At 47.6% G+C, this 21,037-nt stretch carries 19 protein-coding genes; 6 read left to right on the top strand and 13 right to left on the bottom strand.

The features are described 5' to 3' along the window. Positions 1-58 precede the first annotated feature (58 nt). Complete coding sequence (locus FLM48_RS21270) at positions 59-802, top strand: ComF family protein (protein ID WP_179026043.1); 744 nt, start codon at positions 59-61, stop codon at positions 800-802. Between the two features lie 17 nt (positions 803-819). Here FLM48_RS21270 and FLM48_RS21265 read toward each other — a convergent pair whose 3' ends face one another. Then, positions 820-3,270, bottom strand: a complete 2,451-nt coding sequence (locus tag FLM48_RS21265) for a M14 family zinc carboxypeptidase (RefSeq protein WP_306294407.1) — start codon at positions 3,268-3,270, stop codon at positions 820-822. A 279-nt stretch (positions 3,271-3,549) separates the two neighbouring features. On the opposite strand from FLM48_RS21265, the gene nfuA reads away from it, so the two are divergent. Then, positions 3,550-4,125: a Fe-S biogenesis protein NfuA gene (nfuA, locus tag FLM48_RS21260; protein WP_028771900.1), complete on the top strand. Its 576-nt coding sequence runs from the start codon at positions 3,550-3,552 to the stop codon at positions 4,123-4,125. A gap of 87 nt (positions 4,126-4,212) precedes the next feature. On the opposite strand, the gene FLM48_RS21255 is transcribed toward nfuA, so the two are convergent. Then, positions 4,213-5,559 carry an MATE family efflux transporter gene (locus FLM48_RS21255; protein ID WP_179026041.1) on the bottom strand — a complete coding sequence of 449 codons (1,347 nt, stop codon included), beginning with the start codon at positions 5,557-5,559 and terminating at the stop codon, positions 4,213-4,215. Between the two features lie 21 nt (positions 5,560-5,580). Here FLM48_RS21255 and FLM48_RS21250 point away from each other — a divergent pair, with 21 nt between their 5' ends. Further along, complete coding sequence (locus tag FLM48_RS21250) at positions 5,581-6,627, top strand: polysaccharide deacetylase family protein (protein ID WP_179026040.1); 1,047 nt, start codon at positions 5,581-5,583, stop codon at positions 6,625-6,627. A 72-nt stretch (positions 6,628-6,699) separates the two neighbouring features. Here the strand turns inward: FLM48_RS21250 and FLM48_RS21245 are convergent, their stop codons facing one another. The 5 genes from FLM48_RS21245 to FLM48_RS21225 form a co-directional block, all read right to left on the bottom strand. Beyond that, on the bottom strand, positions 6,700-7,332 hold the full coding sequence (locus tag FLM48_RS21245) for an SCO family protein (protein WP_028771897.1): 633 nt from the start codon (positions 7,330-7,332) through the stop codon (positions 6,700-6,702). A gap of 3 nt (positions 7,333-7,335) precedes the next feature. Beyond that, positions 7,336-8,247, bottom strand: a complete 912-nt coding sequence (gene cyoE / locus FLM48_RS21240) for a heme o synthase (RefSeq protein WP_179026039.1) — start codon at positions 8,245-8,247, stop codon at positions 7,336-7,338. Positions 8,248-8,259: 12 nt separating this feature from the next. Beyond that, complete coding sequence (locus FLM48_RS21235; RefSeq protein WP_179026038.1) at positions 8,260-9,243, bottom strand: heme A synthase; 984 nt, start codon at positions 9,241-9,243, stop codon at positions 8,260-8,262. Beyond that, positions 9,243-9,791 carry a hypothetical protein gene (locus FLM48_RS21230; protein WP_179026037.1) on the bottom strand — a complete coding sequence of 183 codons (549 nt, stop codon included), beginning with the start codon at positions 9,789-9,791 and terminating at the stop codon, positions 9,243-9,245. Before FLM48_RS21230 ends, FLM48_RS21235 begins: the two co-directional genes overlap by 1 nt. Positions 9,792-9,977: 186 nt before the next feature. Then, the gene (locus FLM48_RS21225) at positions 9,978-10,727 is read right to left on the bottom strand and encodes an SURF1 family protein (RefSeq protein WP_256870993.1); all 750 of its coding nucleotides are present in this window, start codon (positions 10,725-10,727) and stop codon (positions 9,978-9,980) included. On the opposite strand from FLM48_RS21225, the gene FLM48_RS21220 reads away from it, so the two are divergent. Further along, positions 10,705-10,923, top strand: a complete 219-nt coding sequence (locus FLM48_RS21220; protein ID WP_028771892.1) for a DUF2909 family protein — start codon at positions 10,705-10,707, stop codon at positions 10,921-10,923. The two genes, FLM48_RS21225 and FLM48_RS21220, sit on opposite strands and share 23 nt — an antisense overlap. Positions 10,924-10,943: 20 nt before the next feature. Here FLM48_RS21220 and FLM48_RS21215 read toward each other — a convergent pair whose 3' ends face one another. From FLM48_RS21215 to lexA, 6 genes are all read right to left on the bottom strand, one after another. Further along, positions 10,944-11,819, bottom strand: coding sequence for a cytochrome c oxidase subunit 3 (locus tag FLM48_RS21215; protein WP_028771891.1), 876 nt, complete (start codon positions 11,817-11,819; stop codon positions 10,944-10,946). Further along, positions 11,816-12,385 carry a cytochrome c oxidase assembly protein gene (locus tag FLM48_RS21210; RefSeq protein ID WP_028771890.1) on the bottom strand — a complete coding sequence of 190 codons (570 nt, stop codon included), beginning with the start codon at positions 12,383-12,385 and terminating at the stop codon, positions 11,816-11,818. The genes FLM48_RS21215 and FLM48_RS21210 overlap by 4 nt, the downstream gene beginning before the upstream one ends. 2 nt (positions 12,386-12,387) lie before the next feature. Then, positions 12,388-13,992 carry a cytochrome c oxidase subunit I gene (gene ctaD, locus FLM48_RS21205; RefSeq protein WP_028771889.1) on the bottom strand — a complete coding sequence of 535 codons (1,605 nt, stop codon included), beginning with the start codon at positions 13,990-13,992 and terminating at the stop codon, positions 12,388-12,390. 9 nt (positions 13,993-14,001) lie between these two features. Further along, positions 14,002-15,552: a cytochrome c oxidase subunit II gene (gene coxB, locus FLM48_RS21200; RefSeq protein ID WP_179026036.1), complete on the bottom strand. Its 1,551-nt coding sequence runs from the start codon at positions 15,550-15,552 to the stop codon at positions 14,002-14,004. Between the two features lie 416 nt (positions 15,553-15,968). After that, on the bottom strand, positions 15,969-16,463 hold the full coding sequence (locus FLM48_RS21195; RefSeq protein ID WP_179026035.1) for a cell division inhibitor SulA: 495 nt from the start codon (positions 16,461-16,463) through the stop codon (positions 15,969-15,971). Further along, a complete protein-coding gene (lexA, locus tag FLM48_RS21190) occupies positions 16,460-17,077 on the bottom strand; it encodes a transcriptional repressor LexA (protein ID WP_028771886.1) in 618 nt (205 codons plus the stop codon). Before lexA ends, FLM48_RS21195 begins: the two co-directional genes overlap by 4 nt. 265 nt (positions 17,078-17,342) lie before the next feature. Here lexA and plsB point away from each other — a divergent pair, with 265 nt between their 5' ends. Both plsB and mtr read left to right on the top strand, forming a co-directional pair. Continuing rightward, positions 17,343-19,757 (top strand): glycerol-3-phosphate 1-O-acyltransferase PlsB, encoded by a 2,415-nt coding sequence (gene plsB, locus FLM48_RS21185; RefSeq protein WP_028771885.1) that lies wholly within the window; start codon positions 17,343-17,345, stop codon positions 19,755-19,757. A 5-nt stretch (positions 19,758-19,762) separates the two neighbouring features. Beyond that, positions 19,763-21,019 (top strand): tryptophan permease, encoded by a 1,257-nt coding sequence (gene mtr, locus FLM48_RS21180; protein WP_179026034.1) that lies wholly within the window; start codon positions 19,763-19,765, stop codon positions 21,017-21,019. Positions 21,020-21,037 lie beyond the last annotated feature (18 nt).

Below are 21,037 nucleotides of genomic sequence, written 5' to 3'. Positions count from 1 at the left end.
GCCTATAGTTTGCAGCTCAAGGACGGGAATTATCACAACATGGCTTACGGATGAGCGCATGAAACAGAGTAGGATTTGGAGTTGGTTGCAAAAGGGCTGGCAGTGGCTTATTACAGGGCTCCCCAATAGCTGTTTAATGTGCCATCAGCAGGTAGAGCGTGGCGCACAAGGTGTGTGCCAGCAGTGTTTTACTGCCAGTATTTACCAAGCTGATACTTGCTTAGGATGTGGTAAAGTTTTACAAATACGGGCGAAGTACTGCGCTGCTTGTCAGGTGATCCAACCGCTAAGCGTGGTGGCAGCGTGTCGCTACTATGATGGCTTAGGCGTATGGGTTGCGGCAATCAAATACCACACTCAATTAGCGATCCTGCCCGCCTTGTCCGCCGAGCTTAGTCAACGAATCTTGTACGCTAACGAGCAGGATTGGATTCGTATGCCACAGGTGGTCGTCCCAGTGCCATTGCACCCAAATAGGCTGCGCCAGCGTGGCTTTAATCAAGCCTTTCTTATTGCACAGCGCGTAGCTAAAGCTCTTGAACTTCCTATCGATCATACCTGTATCAAACGCATACTTGATACTCCAGCTCAAGCGGGACTGTCAGGCAAACAACGCCGCGCTAATCTCGCTAATGCATTTAGTGTTGCGCAGCCATTTGCTTATCAGCGCATTGCCTTAGTAGATGATGTGGTGACCACAGGCACTACTGTTCATGCCATAGCCGGGTTATTAGCCAAACAAGGGGTGCACGTGCAGGTTTGGTGCTTAGCCCGAGCAGAAGCCCCGAAACTGTCGGACTAATTTGTAACTATGAGCGCTTAGTGAAGTTTGGGAATGAAATACAAGGCATTGGCATAGGTGCGCTGTGAACCGAGCCAAATATTTCTAAACACTAAGTTGTCAGCAAGTGCCACCAGTGCCCCTTTGCCGTGGGGCTCGACGACAATGGCGGGCGTGTTGGCTAAAGCATGTTGGTATTCAGGCGCTAAAAAGCCGTCAATTAACGGCTGTGCTTGATAGCGTGCCGCGTTTTGGAAAGCTTTACTGGAAGGGCTAAAGCCAAAGGCCTTATTTTTCAAAACTGGTAGGTTTGTTTGTCCCAAACCGAAATTAATCGGATGACTACTATCGAGTTGTAACCCGACAATAGCACCGCCTATTGATTGTTTGGCTTTGAGTTGTGACTTTTCAGCAAAACTTAAATTATCCTGGTCAAATAGCTGTTGAAAGTAGCGTTTGTTACGGATATCGGCTTTAAGGAGATTGCCTTTCGATAGCCAAGTTAGTGCGCCTTTTTGCGCCACAATCACCCCACCACGACTCATAAACTGACTGAGCTTACGGGCATATTTTTCATCGAGGTTATCGTAGTTGCCATCGGCCAAAAAAATGTGGCTATAGGGCTGCAAGTCCAGTTTAGCGAGGCGAGGGCTACTAACTTGAGTCAGCGGCACGCCAAGTACTTGGTCTAGGTAGTACCACAGCTGACCGACCTCTTCAGGGTCGGTACCGTATCCGGTCACAATCATAGGTTTTATTGGCTTGATACTGTGGAAATCCGGGCTGCCAAGATCAATGCCTGAACGGGCGGCGCTGGTTGTGGTGGCATCGACTTGCAATTGCAAGGCGTTGGCCAGCTCGCGCACCTGCTGTTTGATGGCTTCAGCGGAGTGGTCGGTTTGCTTGAGTGGGATCATTAAGCTGCCAGCAACATATTGCTTAGCTTTGGTTGGCGCTTTAATCGCGAAAGGCTTGGCGGCAAATTTGACCAGAATGTTTCGCGACAATAATTGCTGCAGCAAGGGCGCGGCATTACCTTGTTGCCAATCAACGAGCAGGGCAACAGAATTGCTTGGCCATTGAGCTTGCTGAAATGTGGCGGGCTCAGTATTTAACGAGTCGATATTCAGGTTGACATTGCGCTTGATTTTTAAGTTATACGCTAAGGCAAAGTTCCAGGTCGACACGTCATAAAAAGTGGCATTCTCATATTCAGTGCGTTCATCGAACATGGCCAATAACAAGCTCTTTTGTGGCTGATTAATTGGAATAAACAACGCATCATTGGGTGCGAAGTCGATATTGCTTTGAGATATCGACTTAGGCAGGTAATAAAAGGCGATTTGATGCTGCGCTAAGGTCGACGCGAGGTCGTCACGACGCTGAGTATCACCTGAGGCTGATACCAATATGCCAGCCTCTTTCCCTGCTGGTGGGTGTTTGTCTTTGCGCCCATAAAATAACTGCTGGTATTCAAGCAACTGCGCTTTTAATGCAAGTGCACCTTTGAGACTGGAGTGAGACGTGGCCAATTGATTGGCTATGGCTTCTGCAAAGTGTACCTTACCATTGACCGAGTCTTGCACTTGGCCACGGGCACTGGCCTGTTCAAACAGTACGCCTATGGCGCCATTAATATCTGGGTAGGTTGATCCTTTGCCATAGTAAAAATCATCAAATAGTTGTTTGCTAAAGTACCCTTGTTTGCGTTCATCCAATGCTTGGCGATGAAAGTCGGCCAGTTGTTCAGTGAGCTGCTGATTTTCTTTGGGGGTGAGTGGGTGAGTGCGATCCGGTACGCCCGGCTGAAAGAAATAGCTTTGATTGTGACCCATTTCGTGAAAGTCGCCCACATAGTGGGGCTGCCATTTATGAAACAGTGCTACTCGGCCTTGGGATTCTGGGTGACGTAAGAACAGCCAGTCGCGGTTTAAATCGGCAAAGTAGTGATTGCGCCGACCTGCTGGCCAAGCTTGCTTGTGTTCATTGTGTGCAGGATCGCTGACTTTCGTGACGCCAGTGTAGTTGTTGGTCCAAGTGGCAAATCGGTCAAGACCATCCGGATTTTGACTCGGGGTAATTAACACCACGGTTTCATCCAGTAACTTTTGCGTCCAAGCATCGTTGGCAGTTGCTAGCTGGTGTAGCAGTAATAATGCCGCATGGGAGCCACTGGCTTCATCACCATGAATCGAGTAAGCGAGCCAAATGACCAATGGTCCTTGTTGTTGCTCGCCGGATTTGGCCTGTTGTCGTTGCTGTAATATGTTGTCTAAATTGCGCTGGTTGGCTGCGGACGTAACCACCGCTGTTAGCTGTGGTCGATATTCGTGACTGCGACCGGCTTGCTCTAGACTTATACGCGGACTTTGCTGTGCCAAAGTCTGTAAGTAAAACTGTAATTGGTCATGACGTAGATGCCACTCGCCGAGTTCATAACCTAAGAATTCTGCAGGCGAAACCACCGCTGAATTTGCGATAGAGTTCACCTTTTTTGGGTCTGCCTGTACTGGTAGGGAAAGGCAGCAATAACAAATAAAAAGCAGCGACTTTTGCAAGGCAGAACGAATCTTTATCATTGTATTTTCTAGTTAAATTATTATTTAATTTGCTGGGTTACTATAGCTTAGTCGTGACAAAAATGCCGTTTTCTTTCACAAAAAAGCTTCACAAAATGTAATCAAGACTACAAAGCTTTGCACAGTAGGAGTATCATACCGCTAATTCTTACTAAAACACTCGGGTTTAACCTGACGGAGCATGTCTTAATGATCACCATTTCCGATGCAGCTCAGGCACATTTTGTAAAGCTACTTGCTGACCAGCCTGAAGGAACTCATATTCGCGTTTTTGTTATCAGCCCTGGCACCCCATCTGCGGAGTGTGGCGTTTCTTACTGCCCACCAGATGCTGCTGAAGCGGATGATATGGAACTAGAGTTTAATGGTTTTAATGCCATGGTTGATGAAAAGAGTGCGCCTTTCTTAGAAGATGCGTCTATCGATTTCGTTACCGACCAACTTGGTTCGCAACTGACCCTTAAAGCCCCTAATGCGAAAATGCGTAAAGTGAGCAGCGATGCACCACTGAAAGAGCGTATTGAGTATGTTATTCAATCTGAAATCAATCCGCAGCTTGCTAGCCATGGCGGTAACATCATGTTGGTTGATATTGAAGATGGCGTAGCCATTTTACAGTTTGGTGGTGGTTGTAATGGTTGTTCAATGGTCGATGTGACCTTGAAAGATGGCATTGAAAAGCAACTATTAGATATGTTCCCTGGCGAACTATCTGGCGTGAAAGATGTGACTGAGCATCAACACGGTGACCACTCTTATCAGTAAATGTTAGCGGTGGCATCACCGCCTTAGCATTGAAAAAGCGAGCTGATTTATCTGCTCGCTTTTTTTGTGGCTCAATGGCGCGGCAGGTTAGCCCCTCACCAGTTGACTGTGGCGTAGACGGCCATAGTAATGCACAGCTAATAGCACGCTGCGGCTGAGCATAAACAGACTCATTGCCGCCCATAATGCATGGTTGCCACTCGCTTGTAAGGTATACCAAGTGGGGAAAAACACACAGAAGGTAGAAATCAGCATGCTATTGCGCATTACCTTGCCTTGGGCCGCACCAATATACACACCGTCAAACAGGTAAGATCCAAACGCCAGTAAGGGTAAAAATATCACCCAAATCAGATAGGTATTGGCCACTTCTCGGACCGCATCTATGCTGGTCAGCAGCGCGATAATCTGGCTGCCCGCAAGGGCGAATAACAGACAAAATCCGACCGACGCAATGGCCGACCACATTAGGGCTAAAGTGACCGATTGTTGTAAACGGCGGCGATTGCGCTCGCCAAACGCTCTGCCGACTTCAGCTTCAGCATAATAGGCGACACCATCAAGGGCATAAGAGATCAGCAGTAACAGGTTTAATAGCACCGCATTGGCGGCCACGGTATTGTCTCCCAAACCTGCGCCATAAAAGGTCATAAATGCAAAAGTGGATTGTAAACATAAACTGCGCACAAAAATGTCGGCGTTCAGGCTCAGTAGCTGTCGATAGCTGGCAAAAGAGAGTTGTTTTACCGTATCACTGAAGCGCCAACCTCCCATTTTGCCCAGCTGACGATAAACCATAGTGGCGGCCACGCAAAGACCGGCTAGATCTGCAAATACCGACGCCCAAGCTGCGCCCTTGACGCCCATGTCTAAACCGATGACAAATGCCACATCGAGAATAATGTTGACACTATTGGCGATAATTAATTGCCACATAGCTGCGCGGGGCTGTTGCCGGCCTAGCAGCCAGCCGAGTAGGACTAAGTTAAGTAACGCAAAAGGCGTCGACCAAATACGAATGTGGAAATATTCTCGGCAATATTGCTCTACTGCCGCACTGGTATCTGACAAGGCCATAGCGGTATTCATGATGGGATACTGCAGCGCAATAGCGAACAATCCTAAAATGAGTGCTAAACTTGCCGCTTGTAACAGTAAACGATATTGCTGCTGGGTATCATTGGCGCCGTAAGCTTGGGCAACTAGCCCGGTGGTTGCCATGCGTAAAAAGCCGAGAATCCATAGGATTAGGGTAATAATCGTTGACCCGACTGCCACTCCGCCTAAATAATAAGCATTGCTTAGGTGACCAATGACGGCGGTATCGACTAGACCCAATAGCGGCACAGTGATATTGGACAAAATCATTGGCAGAGCGAGTGCCAACAATTGCTTATTTTTTTGTTTGTCGAATAGTAGTGCTAGCGGCGACATAGACTCTCTGGGGTATACAGTATGTTTAAACGCTTGATCATTTCGCTGATCGCGATGGTTAGTTTCTCATCTCACGCGGCGGTGATCTTACAATACCATCACGTGGCGACCGATACGCCGGCAATTACCAGTGTAACGCCGGAACAGTTCCGCGAACAGATGGATTATTTAAAGCAGAATCAATTTGTTGTTAGACCGCTTTCAGAAGTATTGGCGGCAGTAAAAGCGGGTGAGCCATTAGCAGACAAAACTGTGGTGATCACCTTTGATGATGGCTATAACAATATTGCCGACACCGCGCATCCTATCTTAAAGGAATACGGCTTCCCATACACCATCTTTGTGGCTATTGAGCCAATAGAGAAGCAGTACAGTGAAATGATGAGTTGGCAACGCTTGCGACAGTTGGCCGATGAAGGCGCTGAAATAGCCAATCATAGCTGGGCCCATGAGCACCTTATTCGTAAGCAAGCTGATGAGAGTGATGAGAAGTGGCTAGCGCGCATAGCAAAGAGCATTCTAGATACCGAAGCCGCCATTGCTAAGCACATTGGTCATAATTACAAAATGCTGGCTTATCCCTATGGTGAGTACAACACTGAGATAGAGCAGTGGTTAACAGAACAAGGCTATGTTGGCTTAGGCCAGCAAAGTGGTGCGGTTGGCAAATATACCTCGATGACGGCGATTCCACGCTTTCCAGTAGCAGGTGTCTATGCAGACCTATCGAGTTTGAAAGTGAAACTGCACAGTTTAAATATGCCGGTGACCGCGTTAAGCCTAACTAACCCTGAGCTTAGTGATGGCCAGTGGCGTCCTGAGTTGACAGTCACGTTAAATATGGACGATATCTATCCACACCAGTTAATGTGTTTCGTGCAAGGTCAAGGTGAAAAAAAGCCGCTGTGGATCAGTGAAAACCAATTTACTATCCGTGCAGGGTTAGACTTGCCGCCGGGGCGATCGCGTTACAATTGTACCGTACCGAGCAAATCTAGCGGCCGCTACTACTGGTTCTCCCAAGCCTGGGTTCGACCGAAAGATGATGGTAGCTGGATAAAAGAGTAGGCCTAACAGCTAGCCTGCCATACCTAATAGCAGGCTGCATAAACTTGCACAGTCGTAGTGCTTCGCTGCCTATTAACCCCGTTGGTTGTCAACAATTGCCACCACATCGCTCACGAGCGCGGCGTTGGCAATCTGCGGGATTTGACCAAGTTTTAATGACTTAGGTTTAATTGTCGCAACCTTAAGCCCCTGTGGCGAAATCAATGTCATCGATGCACTATGGTCGACTTGATAATCCTCACCGTCCCCAACCATGGCATAGACAAAGCCTAAATCACGGCTTAGTGGGTGTAACTGCTTATGCTCACCGGTAATGGCAATAAACTCTGGATTAAAGAAGTTCATATAGTCCAGTAACCGAGCCTGGGTGTCGCGCTCAGGATCGGCGGATAAGAATATCACTTGGATGTCCATCTGTTGTTTCAATTTTGGGTACACCGCAGACAGTTTACCCATTGTTGTCGGGCACACGTCAGGGCATGAGGTGTAGCCAATAAAGACTAAGCTCCACTTACCCAGCAATTGGTGTTCGGTGAAGGCGTTACCATATTGATCTTGCATCTTAAACGGTGCAACAGGTCGTGCTTGTGGCAGCACAAAACTGGTTTGTAACTGCAAGGCTTTTGGTTCACTTAAACGCACAGCGGTTAAACTACCGGCGGTCATAATCACCACCGCAACAACAATCCAAAGTAGTTTAGGCATAAATTAGGTCCATAAATAGTGGTCAACTAATAGGATTAAGAACAAAATCATTAAGTGATAGATGGAAAATTTAAACACGTCCATCGCCAGTCCAGGTTTGTCTCGGTACTTAAGTTGCCATGCTTTATAAATAAAGCCACAGCTGAGCAAGGTTGAGCCTACCAAATACAGCGGACCGCACATTCCCACCAAGACCGGATACAAGCAGGCAACGGCTAACAATACGGTATAAAGCAAGATACAGGTCTTAGTGAACTCTACGCCATGGGTGACCGGTAACATCGGTACATCAACCTTGGCATATTCAGCTTTACGGTGGATGGCTAACGCCCAAAAGTGGGGGGGTGTCCAAGCAAAAATGATGATCACCAACAACAGCGCGTGGCCATGAAACTCCCCAGTGATAGATGTCCAGCCTAACAGCGGCGGCATTGCCCCCGCTAGCCCACCGACCACGATATTTTGCGGAGTGGCTCGCTTAAGATAAGCCGTATAGATAACGGCATAGCCAATCAAGCTGGCAAAGGTTAACCAAGCGGTTAGCGGATTGACTACCGCATAAAGCAGAACAAAGCCGCCCAGTGCCATGCTGGTGGCAAAGGTGAGTGCCTTATAGATCGACACGCGGCCCTTTGGCAGCGGTCGATTGTAAGTGCGTGCCATCAAACCATCGATACGTCTGTCTATCATATGGTTATAGGCAGCAGCGGCGCCAGCCATCATGCCGATACCGACTAACCCTGCGATCATAGGGACAACTGGAACGGCGCCGGGTACGGCTAGGCACATGCCCACGAGTACCGTCAGCAGCATCAGTGCTACCACCTTGGGTTTGGTCATCTCTAAGTAAGCACGCCACTGCAATGTTTGTGGTTGTGATTGTGTAAGTGGCGTTGATTGTTGTGTGACTGCCATAATGGAACCTCGCTAAGCTTTGCGCCAAATGGCGTAGTTGATGAATACCATGGCTAACAGCAGTAAGGCTGCGCCACCGTTATGGGAAACGGCGATGCCAAGTGGTAAATGCAACACCACATTGCTGATGCCAAGCCCAATTTGCAGTGCAAGTAATGTCAGTAGTATCCAAGCGCTGCGTTTAAGCAGGGCCGATTGCGAATGTTTAAGTAGTTTGACCGCTAAAATGATCAGCATTGCTGCGGTGATCACTGCGCCAATACGGTGGGTCACGTGGATGGTCATCCGTGAACCGTAATCGAGTACACCAAATTCATAGGTATCATGTTGCCCCTGAAACGGGTTGAAAGCGCTAATGAAATCGAGCTTGTTATACCAATCCCCTTCACATATCGGCAGCACAGTGCAAGACAGTGCGGCGTAGTTTGATGAGGTCCAGCCTCCTAACATGATTTGCACTACTAATACCGCTAAACAAGCCATGGCGAAGGGGGCCAATTTGCGAATATGCGGGTCCCCTCCGGGAATGCGGATCTGTCCGGTACGCAGGTAAAGCAGCAACAATAGTGAGATTAAACTAAAGCCGCCAATGAGGTGGGCCATCACAACGATTGGCATCAGCTTCATGGTAACAGTCCACATACCTAATGCGGCTTGAAATAGAATCAACAGCGCAATAAAAGTGGGCAGTTTCTTGGGGGCATCCTGTTGGCGCAAGCACAGGTACAAGATGTACAGCACAAATAAGCCCAGAGCACCGGCGATGTATCGGTGAATCATCTCTAGCCAGGCTTTGGTTGGCTCTATCGTATGTCCAGGAAAGGCAGATTGTGCAGCCGACAGCTCATGAGTTTGGCTAGGAACCTTCAGCATGCCATAGCAACCGGGCCAGTCGGGGCACCCAAGGCCAGCGTCGGATAAGCGGGTATAAGCGCCCATCAATATCACGCACAGGGTGAACACTAGGGTGATTTTTAACACTAACTGCAAACGCATTAGCCAACCCTCGACAATTTCAGTAACTTGCGTAGGTCGGCAACCATAGACTTGCCTTGCATGATCTGCTGCTCTTTGTCACTCACACTGGGGTAGCGCATCACAAACGATCCTAATGGGTCGACTACCACAACGGCTTGCTGCTCAAGTACACTGGGGTTTTGCGCGCCAATATCAACAACATTAAAATCGTATTGACCAAGATGGCGCGTATCACTGTGTTGGTTAACTAACACCACAGGTTGAATGCGCTCTTGTTCACGACCCATCGCCGTATGGCTTTGTTTGAGAATATAGAGGCGGTTTTGGCATTGTTGAGCACAATCACTAGGGACTAAGTACACCAACTGCCAGTGGGCAGGTAAGGGGTTGGTGATGGCTAAGCTTTGATAGCTGATGTCATTGCTTAGCAACTCGCCTTTGTTAGTGGCTCCGCCTTGGTAGAGGTCAAAGGCTAAGACAAGCTTAGCGACGGCCACTGGCATAACAAATACCAGCAATAATATGATTAAGGATTTAGCGCCGTTCGTTTTTGTTGGGGAGTTCATTCCATCTCCTCTCGTTAGTTATCCTAAGCCGTGCGCTGGCATCAAAAATACCAAGCAATGGCTTGCTGAATAGTCACTCCCGAGACGGCTAGGAGACAAGTTTATTATTGTTTATTGTTTCTTTCTTTTGCTTAAGTTCTAACCTACTCGCTCATTTATCGTTACGCAACATGCCAACGATGTTTTCTAACGTTTTCTTTTAGATATCAAAAGATAACTGCTTAAAATAATCAGGGCTAAAGCCAATGAAAACCACTGCAGTGCATAACCGATGTGCTTTTTAGCGGCCATCGGAATGGGCTGCCATGGCTGAGGCAATGGGTTGTGCTCGATGTTATTTGCCTGCACCACAAATGGGGCTATCGGTTGAGATAAGTGTGCGCTCAACTGCGTGAGATTGAGGTTTTGTATGCGCATAGGCCAACCGGGTTCTGCCTGCAATTGCGAGCTAACAGGATTAATGGATTTTTGATAAACCCGCCCGCTAATTTGCTGCTCGGTGGCTAAAAACTCCACCTGAGGCAGTTGTTGTCGATCGAACCCTGCGGCAATAAAACCTAACTCAATCAGCATTAACTGGTCACTGGCCACGGGCCGCACAACCTGATATGCAAGGTAGCCAACTTTGGATTGATAGACTTGGTTATCGAGTAAAATCAGCCCTATTGGCGTTGGTTTAACGCTGATGTTGGCATTAAAACCAGTAACGGCTTGTTGTGTGGACAGCGCCATTAACTGGCTAAAGTTTAGTGGGCTAGCTTGCTGGCGCTCTGCTAGCGCGGCCCCAAGCGTTTGTTTTTGTTCTGCGCGATCTAGTTGCCAAAATCCTAGCTTGACCAATATCGTAAACAGTATCAAAGTAACAATAACCACTAAGGTTTTTGAACGCAGCACAACACGCAAAGGAGAGCGAATGACGCCATCACTATTGTTCAAGTTACTACTGGTACTGCTACTACTGTTCATTTTATTTAATTTGGGCCGTGCGCTATTTGTGATGGTTAAAGGCGACAAGCAAGTGCCGATGAGTCAGTTTCTTGGTCGCCGAGTGATATTTTCTGCGTTGGTGGTGGTGCTGTTGTTAGCGGCCATGGGGTTAGGCGTGATAGCACCCAATCCCAGACCTTACTAAGGGATAGTGTTTATTGTTGTTTAAAGTACATAAACGAACACAAATAAACACAGCCATACCACATCGACAAAATGCCAATACCAACTACCTGCCTGAAAAGCAAAATGGTTTTCAGGGGTAAAGTGACCTTTTAATACCCTAAAAAACAGCACCAGCAGGAATACAGTACCTAAGGTCACGTGCATGCCATGAAAGCCGGTTAACAAGAAGAAAGTGTTACCGTATACACCCGAAGCCAGCGTTAGCCCCATCTCTTGGTACGCATGAATGTACTCTTCTACCTGCAAAAATAGGAAGCCGATACCCAGTAAAATGGTGATCGCTAACCAAGCTGTTAGTGCTTGGCGTTTGGATTTTTCTAGGCTGACATGTGCGAAGTGTAAAGTGACCGATGAGGCTAACAAGATAAGGGTGTTATAAAGAGGCAGACCCGTCCAAGGCATTGCCTCAGTGGTGGTCCCGTCAGGTGTTTTAATTAAGGGCCACACGGCTTCAAACGTTGGCCATAGTACCTCATGGGTCATGGCATTGTTTGACGCGCCACCTAACCAAGGTACTGCAATCATTCGGGCATATAGCAAGGCGCCAAAGAAGGCGACAAAGAACATTACCTCAGAGAAGATAAACCAGCTCATACCTTGACGAAACGAGCGGTCCATTTGTTGGCTGTATAAGCCCGACATTGATTCGTTGATTACAGTACGAAACCAGCCAAAAATCATGTAAATAATGACGGCGATACCAGCAGTAAGAATATACCCACCGCTGGTTTGCTCGGTTTCGAGTTGAGTGACATAACTACCGGCACCCACCGCGATCAGAAATAACCCTATGGCGCCGATAATCGGCCAGGCGCTTTGGGCGGGGACGTAATAGTGTTCATGTTTTGCATTCATTGTTCAGCTCCTTGCTCAACACGCGCGACATAGCCTTTGTCGGTGATGTTGTAGAGAGTATATGACAGAGTCAGCGTGGTGATGGACTCTGGTAGATCGGGATCTACATAAAATATAAGCGGTAATGCAGCGTCTTGTTTGCCAGCCAAGGCCTGCTGATTAAAGCAGAAACACTCGGTTTTGTTGAAGTAGGCAGCCCCTTGTCCGGGTGATACTGAGGGGATAGCTTGGCCAACTATACTGGCGTTTGACATATTCTGTGCGGTGTAGTGAGTACGTACTAACTCGCCAGGGTGCACTTTCATGCGCCTGACTTCTGGCGTGAATTCCCATGGCAAATCACTTTGGATTTGTGCCATAAACTCCACGGTAATGGTTCGTGACTCATCTACAGCGATAGGTGTGTATTGAGCAGCGGTACTTTGGGTTTTACCGTTAATGCCTAGTTGTTCGCACAAAACGTCATAAAGCGGCACTAAAGCAAAGCCAAAACCAAACATACCAATTGCACCAGCAATCAACATCATGATGAGCTTACGGTTCGACTTTGCTTGAGTTTGGCTCATGGCTACTTCACCTCTGGTGGTGTGGTAAATGAGTGATAGGGCGCAGGACTGGCGATAGTCCATTCAAGTCCTTCTGCTCCATCCCAAGGTTTAGCTGCCGCTTTTTCACCGCCGCGGATACACTTGATCACTACCGCAAGGAAAATCAGCTGCGATAATCCAAATGCAAATCCACCAATTGAGACTATTTGGTTTACGTCAGCAAACTGAATAGCATAGTCGGGAATACGACGTGGCATACCGGCTAAGCCCAAAAAGTGCATGGGGAAAAACAGCACGTTGACTGAAATCGTTGAGCACCAAAAGTGGATCTTGCCTAACTTCTCGTCATACATATTACCGGTCCATTTGGGTAGCCAATAATAGGCGGCTGCCATAATGGAGAAGATGGCCCCGGTCACCAACACATAGTGGAAGTGAGCCACGACGAAATAGGTATCGTGATATTGGAAATCAACCGGCGTAATAGCCAGCATCAACCCTGAGAAGCCGCCAATGGTGAACAAGATAATGAAGGCCACGGCAAACAACATAGGGGTTTCGAACGTTAACGAACCGCGCCACATTGTCGCAACCCAGTTGAACACCTTCACCCCAGTGGGCACCGCAATTAACATGGTACAGTACATAAAGAAGAGTTCGGCAAACACCGGCATCCCCGTGGTAAACATATGATGCGCCCACACCAGAAATGACAATATTGCAATACTGGCTGTGGCGTACACCATTGAGGAATATCCAAACAGGGGTTTACGACTAAAGGCCGGCACAATCGCTGAGATAATACCGAAGGACGGTAAGATCATGATGTACACTTCGGGGTGTCCGAAGAACCAGAAAATATGTTGGAACATTACCGGATCGCCACCGCCGGCAGCATCAAAGAAGCTGGTGCCAAAGTACTTGTCGGTCAAGACCATTGTGACCGTTCCTGCCAGTACCGGCATGACGGCAATGAGCAAGAAGGCAGTGATGAGCCATGTCCATACAAACAGCGGTAGCTTCATCCACGTCATACCCGGGGCACGCATGTTGACAATAGTCACCACGACGTTGATCGCACCCATGATGGAGCTGATACCCATAATGTGTACCGAGAATACGAACAGTGCTGTGCTATCTGGACTGTAAGTGGTCGACAACGGGGCGTAGAAGGTCCAACCGAAGTTAGGGCCGCCACCTTCCATGAACAGTGAGCTTAATAGAATCGCAAATGCAAAAGGCAGAATCCAAAAGCTCCAGTTATTCATGCGTGGCAGCGCCATATCAGGCGCACCAATCATCATTGGAATCAGCCAGTTTGCTAATCCAGTAAAGGCGGGCATGACTGCGCCAAACACCATTATCAACCCGTGGACCGTGGTCATTTGGTTGAAAAAATTAGGGTCCACTAACTGCAACCCTGGTTGGAACAGTTCTGCACGGATCACCATCGCCATGGCGCCGCCAGTTAAAAACATAATAAAACTAAACCACAAATATAAAGTACCGATGTCTTTATGGTTGGTGGTTAGTACCCAGCGCATTAAGCCCTTTGGCGCACCATGATGATGGTCATCATGGTGATCGTCGTGAGCGGCCGGTGCGTCTTGTGTAATTGTGCTCATTTGATTCCCCTACTTTCCGTGACCATCAACGTCAGATGCCTGCACAGCATCACCAGAATTGTTACCCCAGGCGTTACGCTCATAGGTAATCACTGCGGCGAGTTCTTGCGGGCTGAGTAAACCACCGAAGGCCTGCATTGCAGTACCGGGCTTACCATTAATCACCATTTCAAGGTGATCGCTAACGGGCCCCTTAATAATTGGGCTTTGAACCAATGATGGGAATGCACCAGGAAGACCCATACCGGTGGGCTGGTGACAGGCAACGCAGCTCGTCATGTAGACTTGCTCGCCTAACGTCATTAGCTCATCCATTGTCAGGTCATCGAGTACAACTTCTGCGGTTTCGGTAACGACAGCTTCAACTTGTGTGGCAGCCTCAGGCAAAGTGGCTGGCAAGGTCACGGGAACCTCAGCATCACTGCTACTGGCGCCAGAGTCTGCGCCTCCACCGTTAACATCTGCTGCTTGAACACTATCGCCAGAGTTGTTGCCCCATGCGTTACGCTCGTAAGTCACTACGGCTGCAATTTCGGTTGCAGTTAGCTGCTTAGCAAATGCCTGCATAGCAGTGCCGGCTTTACCATGGAGTACGATATCGATATGTTCACCCACTGGGCCAACAATCAACGGACTGCCAATCAGTGATGGGAATACCCCAGGAAGACCCGCACCATTAGGCTGGTGGCAAGCTGCACAATTAGCTAGATAAACTTGCTCACCTTTAGCCATTAGCTCGTCCATGCTCAATGTGCTAGTTAACGCGGCTTGCGCAGCGGCTTCAGCATCGGCAGCGAGTTGCTTTTGCGCTACGATCCATGCGTCAAAATCTGCTTCCGATAACACCTCAACCACAATAGGCATGAAGCCATGGTCTTTGCCGCACAATTCAGCACATTGACCACGGTAAGTACCGGGTTCGTCGACCCGCGTCCATGCTTCATTGATAAAGCCTGGGTTAGCATCTTTCTTTACTGCAAATGCAGGTACCCACCATGAGTGAATAACATCATCGGATGTCATTAAGAAACGGACTTTTCTATTGGTGGGGATAACTAAAGGTTTGTCGACTTCAAGTAGGTAAGTTTCACTCTTTGTGGCGTCACCCTCAATTTGATCTCTAGGAGTTGAAAGCACACTGAAGAATTCAATGTCATGATCAAAGTAGCTGTAGTGCCATTTCCACTGTGAGCCCGTCACTTTAATGGTGATATCGGCATCACTAGTATCTTCCATTGCAATCAGTGTTTTAGTGGCAGGAATAGCCATTAAAATTAGGATAACGAAAGGAATCACTGTCCATGCGATTTCAACCTTGGTACTTTCATGAAAGTTGGCGGCGACGGCGCCTTTAGAGCGGCGGTGATTGATGATCGAGTAGATCATTACGCCGAACACGACCACACCGATAGCACAGCAGATATAAAGGATCGTCATATGTAGACTGAACACTTTATTACTGATGTCCGTTACCCCTTTTGTCATATTTAGGGGCATATCGGCGGCGAAAATGGGGGGCGTAAACAGCAACGCCAGCAAATAATACAACACTTGCTTCACTAGACTTCTCCTCTGTCAATTGCGAAGGCAACTACAAAGAAGAGCCACACAGTAAGTCTCTGCTCTATGCAAACTCTTCGGTTCCCAAAAAAGCAACGATGACTTCAAAGTGCGTTGGTGGTTTAGCGCGGTGTTGTTATTTGCCAGTTGGCTACCACTCTATGCACTTACGGCTGAATATATCAGTCCAATTTCTACTCTTTTCTCGCACGGAGCTCACTGCATAAGCCAAATTGACGAGAGGAAAAGTGACGACTAAATCGCTCGGATATAACAAATAATCGTTGTTATCTTGTTCTAACTTACTGCCTGTTGAATTTTTGATCAAGATCAAACTTTTAACTTTTATTAAAAAAAACAGCAACAAAAAAGCCTCCCGAAAGGAGGCTTAGATGGGAAAAACAGTCTTATACGGACTAATGAAACGCGCTAAATAACGAACCTTGATTAACGTGAACATCCGCTACTGAGGGTAGCTGAGCAGCAATGTGGTCACTGCCGCTTTCAATTACCACGCCTAAAGCTGTGGCACTTTTTGCAACTAATTCTAGGCGGCGATTGTCGCGGCTATCTAGCATAGGCGCCCAACATATTACTGCGCTAGAGGTGCCACTGGTTAGCGCTTTTTCCATTGCCCATAGCGTTTCTATCTCGTCTTTAGCATGTACCAACAAAATGCGATCCATGCGTACGCCAGCTTGAGCCAACATCTGTTTATAGCCAATATTGGGTGGACTAATTAATACAATCCACTGGCCTTGCTGACTGAGTCGTGCGAGTTCAGGTGTCAGGGTTTGCAGCTCTTGCACACCTTGAGTGTGGCTGGGCATACGTGACACCCCTTTACTGAGTTTGGCTTCATCTTGCCATAGCCCTGGGTGGCGTGGGCTGCTTCCAATCAAGTTGTTCATTGCCAGTCTCCATTTCTAATCACACCTACCGCCAAGCCTTCAATGGTCAGGGATTGGTAGTTTAAGTCGACTTCAATTGGGGCGTACTCTTCATTTTCTGCATGCAGAAATACCGTGCTACCGACTTTTTCGAAGCGTTTAACGGTGACATCGTCTTCTACTCTAGCAACCACGACTTGACCGTTACGGGCCTGAGCCATTTTATGAACCGCCAATAGATCGCCTTCTAAAATGCCGATGTTTTTCATACTGTCACCACGTACTCGCAGTAAGAAATCAGCGGCGGGTCTAAACATGGCTGGATCCACTTGATAGTGCTGCTCAACATGTTCTTGGGCGAGTATTGGCTCACCTGCGGCAACTTGACCAATCAAGGGTAAGCCAGATTCAGACTCATCATCTTCTTGGGTGAGGCGAATACCGCGAGACGTGCCAGGAATAATTTCAATACAGCCTTTTTTGGCTAGCGCTTTCAGATGCTCTTCGGCAGCATTGGCACTCTTAAAACCCAACCTTTTAGCAATTTCTGCACGGGTAGGTGGCATGCCAGTATCAGCAATATTATTTTTGATGAGATCTAATATCTCAGATTGTCTCGGGGTTAGCGGTCTCATATTTAAACCTGTTTTTCCATACAGTACCTGTCAGTATATACAGTATTGTAAGTAGTGCAAGTATTAACCAGTGATTAATTTTATCTATTGCAGCAGGGACTTGGCGATAGGCTGAATTGAACCGTTATCACTGTACGCTGTAATTGTGCTGGGCAGCTAGCAGTATTGTGGTCGGCAGATTAATAATGTGCATGGTTAATAGCGACCTGATGAGTTTTTCTGATATTCTATGGGGCTAACAACGAGACTCAAAAATAATAAACTCATGTCCAAACAAGACTCTATTTGGCGCAAATCACTGCGCTGGATTCAAAAAAAGTTAGTGCACACTATCGTTGTGCCTCATGATCCATTTGCCGATCTTAATTTAGACCCGAGTAGGCCGGTGGTTTATGTGATGAAAACTGAATCCGTCAGCGATATTGCCGCGCTGAGTGAAATTACCGCTAATTTTGGTTTGCCTAGCCCCTATGAACCGCTGCAGGTCGATGGTGAACAGACACCGCGAGTAGTCTGTCTTGAAGGCGCTAAGCCGCTTTTGGGCAAGCGTGCCAGCAACTCGCCTTATTTAAGCACTTTTATGCGCCTATTGGGCGCACATAAACGTCGGCCAGAGCTAGATGTTCAATTGGTGCCAGTAAGCTTGTATTGGGGCCGTACCCCTGGCAAAGAAGATGACACCATGCGTGCGGCAGTGTTGGAGCGTCAAAACCCCACCTGGCTGCGTAAATGTTTGATGATTCTGTTTCTTGGTCGCCACAACTTTGTGCAATTTTCTAATGCGCTGTCGCTACGCCATATGGCTGATGAGCATGGAACGGATAAACGCATCGCCCAAAAACTGTCGCGAGTGGCTCGGGTTCACTTCCATAGACAGCGTAAGGTGATGACGGGTCCTGTACTGCCTAACCGTCAAGCGTTGTTCCATGCGCTGCTTAAGTCTGAGTCGCTTAAAAAAGCCATCGTTGAAGAAGCCAATAATAAGAAGATCTCTGAAACAGAAGCACGCGCTAAAGCGATGGAGTACTTAGACGAGATTGCCGCTGATTACTCAGATAGTCTGGTGCGTATTGCTGAGCGTTTTCTTACTTGGTTGTGGAACAAGCTTTACAAAGGCATCAATATTAAAGGCGCCGAGCAGATCCGTCAGTTGCACCACGATGGCCATGAGATTATTTATGTGCCTTGTCATCGTAGCCACATGGATTATCTACTGCTGTCTTATATTCTCTATTATCAAGGCATGGTACCGCCGCATATCGCTGCCGGTATTAATTTGAATTTCTGGCCTGCGGGTCCCATGTTCCGCCGTGGCGGGGCGTTTTTTATCCGTCGTAGTTTCCGTGGTAACAAGCTTTATACCGCGGTATTTAGAGAGTATCTCGACCAATTGTTCACTAAAGGCTATTCGGTTGAATACTTTACCGAAGGTGGACGTTCGCGCACTGGTCGCTTGCTAGCGCCGAAAACCGGCATGATTGCGATGACGGTTAACAGTGTACTGCGCGGAGTAGAGCGTCCGGTAACCTTAGTGCCGGTTTACCTTGGTTATGATCATGTCATGGAAGTGGCGACTTATCATAAAGAGCTTAGTGGTAAGAAGAAAAAGAAAGAATCAGTTTGGCAAGTATTTGGTGCTATTCGTAAATTGGGTAATTTTGGCCAAGGCTATGTTAACTTCGGCCAGCCAATCACGCTGCACAGTTTCCTCAATGAGCAAGCGCCAGAATGGCGTGAAGAGATTGCTAAAGATCCAGAGCAAAAGCCAAGCTGGCTAACACCTGTGGTCAATACATTGGCCAATCAGGTGATGACTAATATCAACGATGCCGCCGCCGTCAGCTCGGTCACATTAACCAGTTTAACCTTACTGGCCGCAGAGCAGCATGCGCTACAGCGCAGCCAATTAGAGCAACAACTAGACCTGTATCTAACCCTACTTAAGTCACTGCCTTATACCGAGTATGCGTCGGTGGTTGAAGGTGATGGCAGTAAGTTGGTGCAACAGGGGTTAGAGCTGAAAAAGCTCAAGCTCGATAGTGATCCGCTAGGGGATATCATCTCCATTGATGACAGTATCGCGATTGCGATGACCTACTATCGCAATAACATTATCCACTTATTGATTATTCCATCGTTGATTGCCAGCTGCGTAACTCGCGTTAAGCATTGTCAACGTGATGAAGTGATCGCCACTGTTGAAGATCTCTATCCACTGCTGCAAGCCGAACTGTTTATGGGTATTGAAGATGTAGCCCAATACGTTAACCAGGTGCTAGATCTATTTATTGAGCAAGGGCTTGTGCGCGAATCTGGTGAGCTGGTGGTTGAAGCTGACGCAATTAATCAAATGTTATTGCTAAGCAATACCGTGAGCGAAACCTTGCAACGCTATGCGATTATCTTCAATTTATTGGCGACCAAACCGCAGATTGAACGTTCTGATTTAGAGCGTGAAAGCCACACATTAGCGCAACGCTTAGGCGCGCTACATGGTATTACTGCACCAGAATTTTATGACAAAAAACTGTATGGGACTCTTAGTGTGAAGCTAAAGGATTTGGGTTACCTATCTGATAAAAATCAGTCTGATATCCAACGGATCCGCACACGCACTAATGGCTTGCTTCGTGCCTCTGTTAGACAGACTATTGTAGACAGCGTCGCTGCGGAGCAATAAGCCAAATGGCAAATCATATGAATGCTGCCAAGCATAAGGTAGCAGGTAAATCTATTTTAGGTGGGGCAATGATTATTGCCGGTACAGCAGTCGGTGCAGGGATGTTCTCTCTGCCTGTTGTGGGTGCCGGAATGTGGTTCAGTTACTCGTTATTGATGATGGTACTGGTGTGGTTTTGTATGTTGGTGTCGGGCCTGCTGTTACTCGAAACCAACTTGCATTTTGAACCAGGCGCGAGTTTCGACACCCTTACTAAAGATACCTTAGGTAATTTTTGGCGTATTGTTAACGGGTTGTCTATCGCCTTTGTACTGTACATTCTAGCGTATGCTTATATCAGCGGTGGTGGCTCTATTGTTAATCACAGCCTACAAGCACTGGGCATTGCGCTGCCACAAGGTATTGCTGGGTTAGTGTTTGCGTTAGGCCTAGCGTTTGTGGTGTTTATTAGCACCAAAGCCGTCGACCGTATTACCACCATCATGCTGGGTGGTATGGTGATCACCTTTTTCTTGGCCGTGGGTAACTTGCTGATGGGCGCTGAGCCTGCCAAGCTATTTGAACCCAATGGTGAAGCGACTTACCTGCCTTATTTACTGGCCGCACTGCCATTTGGACTAGTCAGTTTTGGTTATCATGGTAACGTGCCGAGCTTGGTTAAGTATTACGGCAAAGATGCCAATACCATTATTAAAGCGATTTTGATTGGTACCAGTATCGCCTTTGTGATCTATTTCTGTTGGCTCGTGGCCACCATGGGCAATATTTCCCGAGTCGAATTTATTGATGTGATTGCCCAGGGCGGCAATATGGGCGTACTGGTCGCTGCATTGTCAGATGTGATGTCCAGTGATTGGTTAACAACAATGCTGACCCTGTTCGCTAATTTAGCAGTGGCATCATCATTTTTAGGGGTAACCCTAGGTTTGTTTGATTACTTAGCGGATCTGTTTGGTTTTGATGAATCAAGGCTAGGTCGTCTAAAAACCGCTGCGGTGACTTTCTTACCACCTACGGTACTTGGCTTGTTATTCCCTAATGGCTTCCTTATTGCAATTGGTTTTGCAGCATTGGCTGCAACAGTTTGGGCGGCAATTGTGCCAGCTTTAATGGCTCACAAGTCGCGCAAAATGTTTGCTAATAGTGATAGCTATCGTGTTCCCGGTGGCACTGCGGTGATTGTGATTGTGATTGCCTTTGGCGTCATTACCGGAGCTTGTCATCTGCTTGCCATGGCGGACCTGCTGCCTGTGTATGGCTAGTGGCTTAACGCCTGCCCC

Origin of the sequence: Shewanella sp. Scap07 (assembly GCF_013394145.1) — a bacterium.
GTDB classification, from domain to species: Bacteria; Pseudomonadota; Gammaproteobacteria; order Enterobacterales; family Shewanellaceae; genus Shewanella; species Shewanella waksmanii.
Note: the sequence above shows the minus strand (reverse complement) of the source record. Positions and strands in the feature narration are given on the sequence as shown.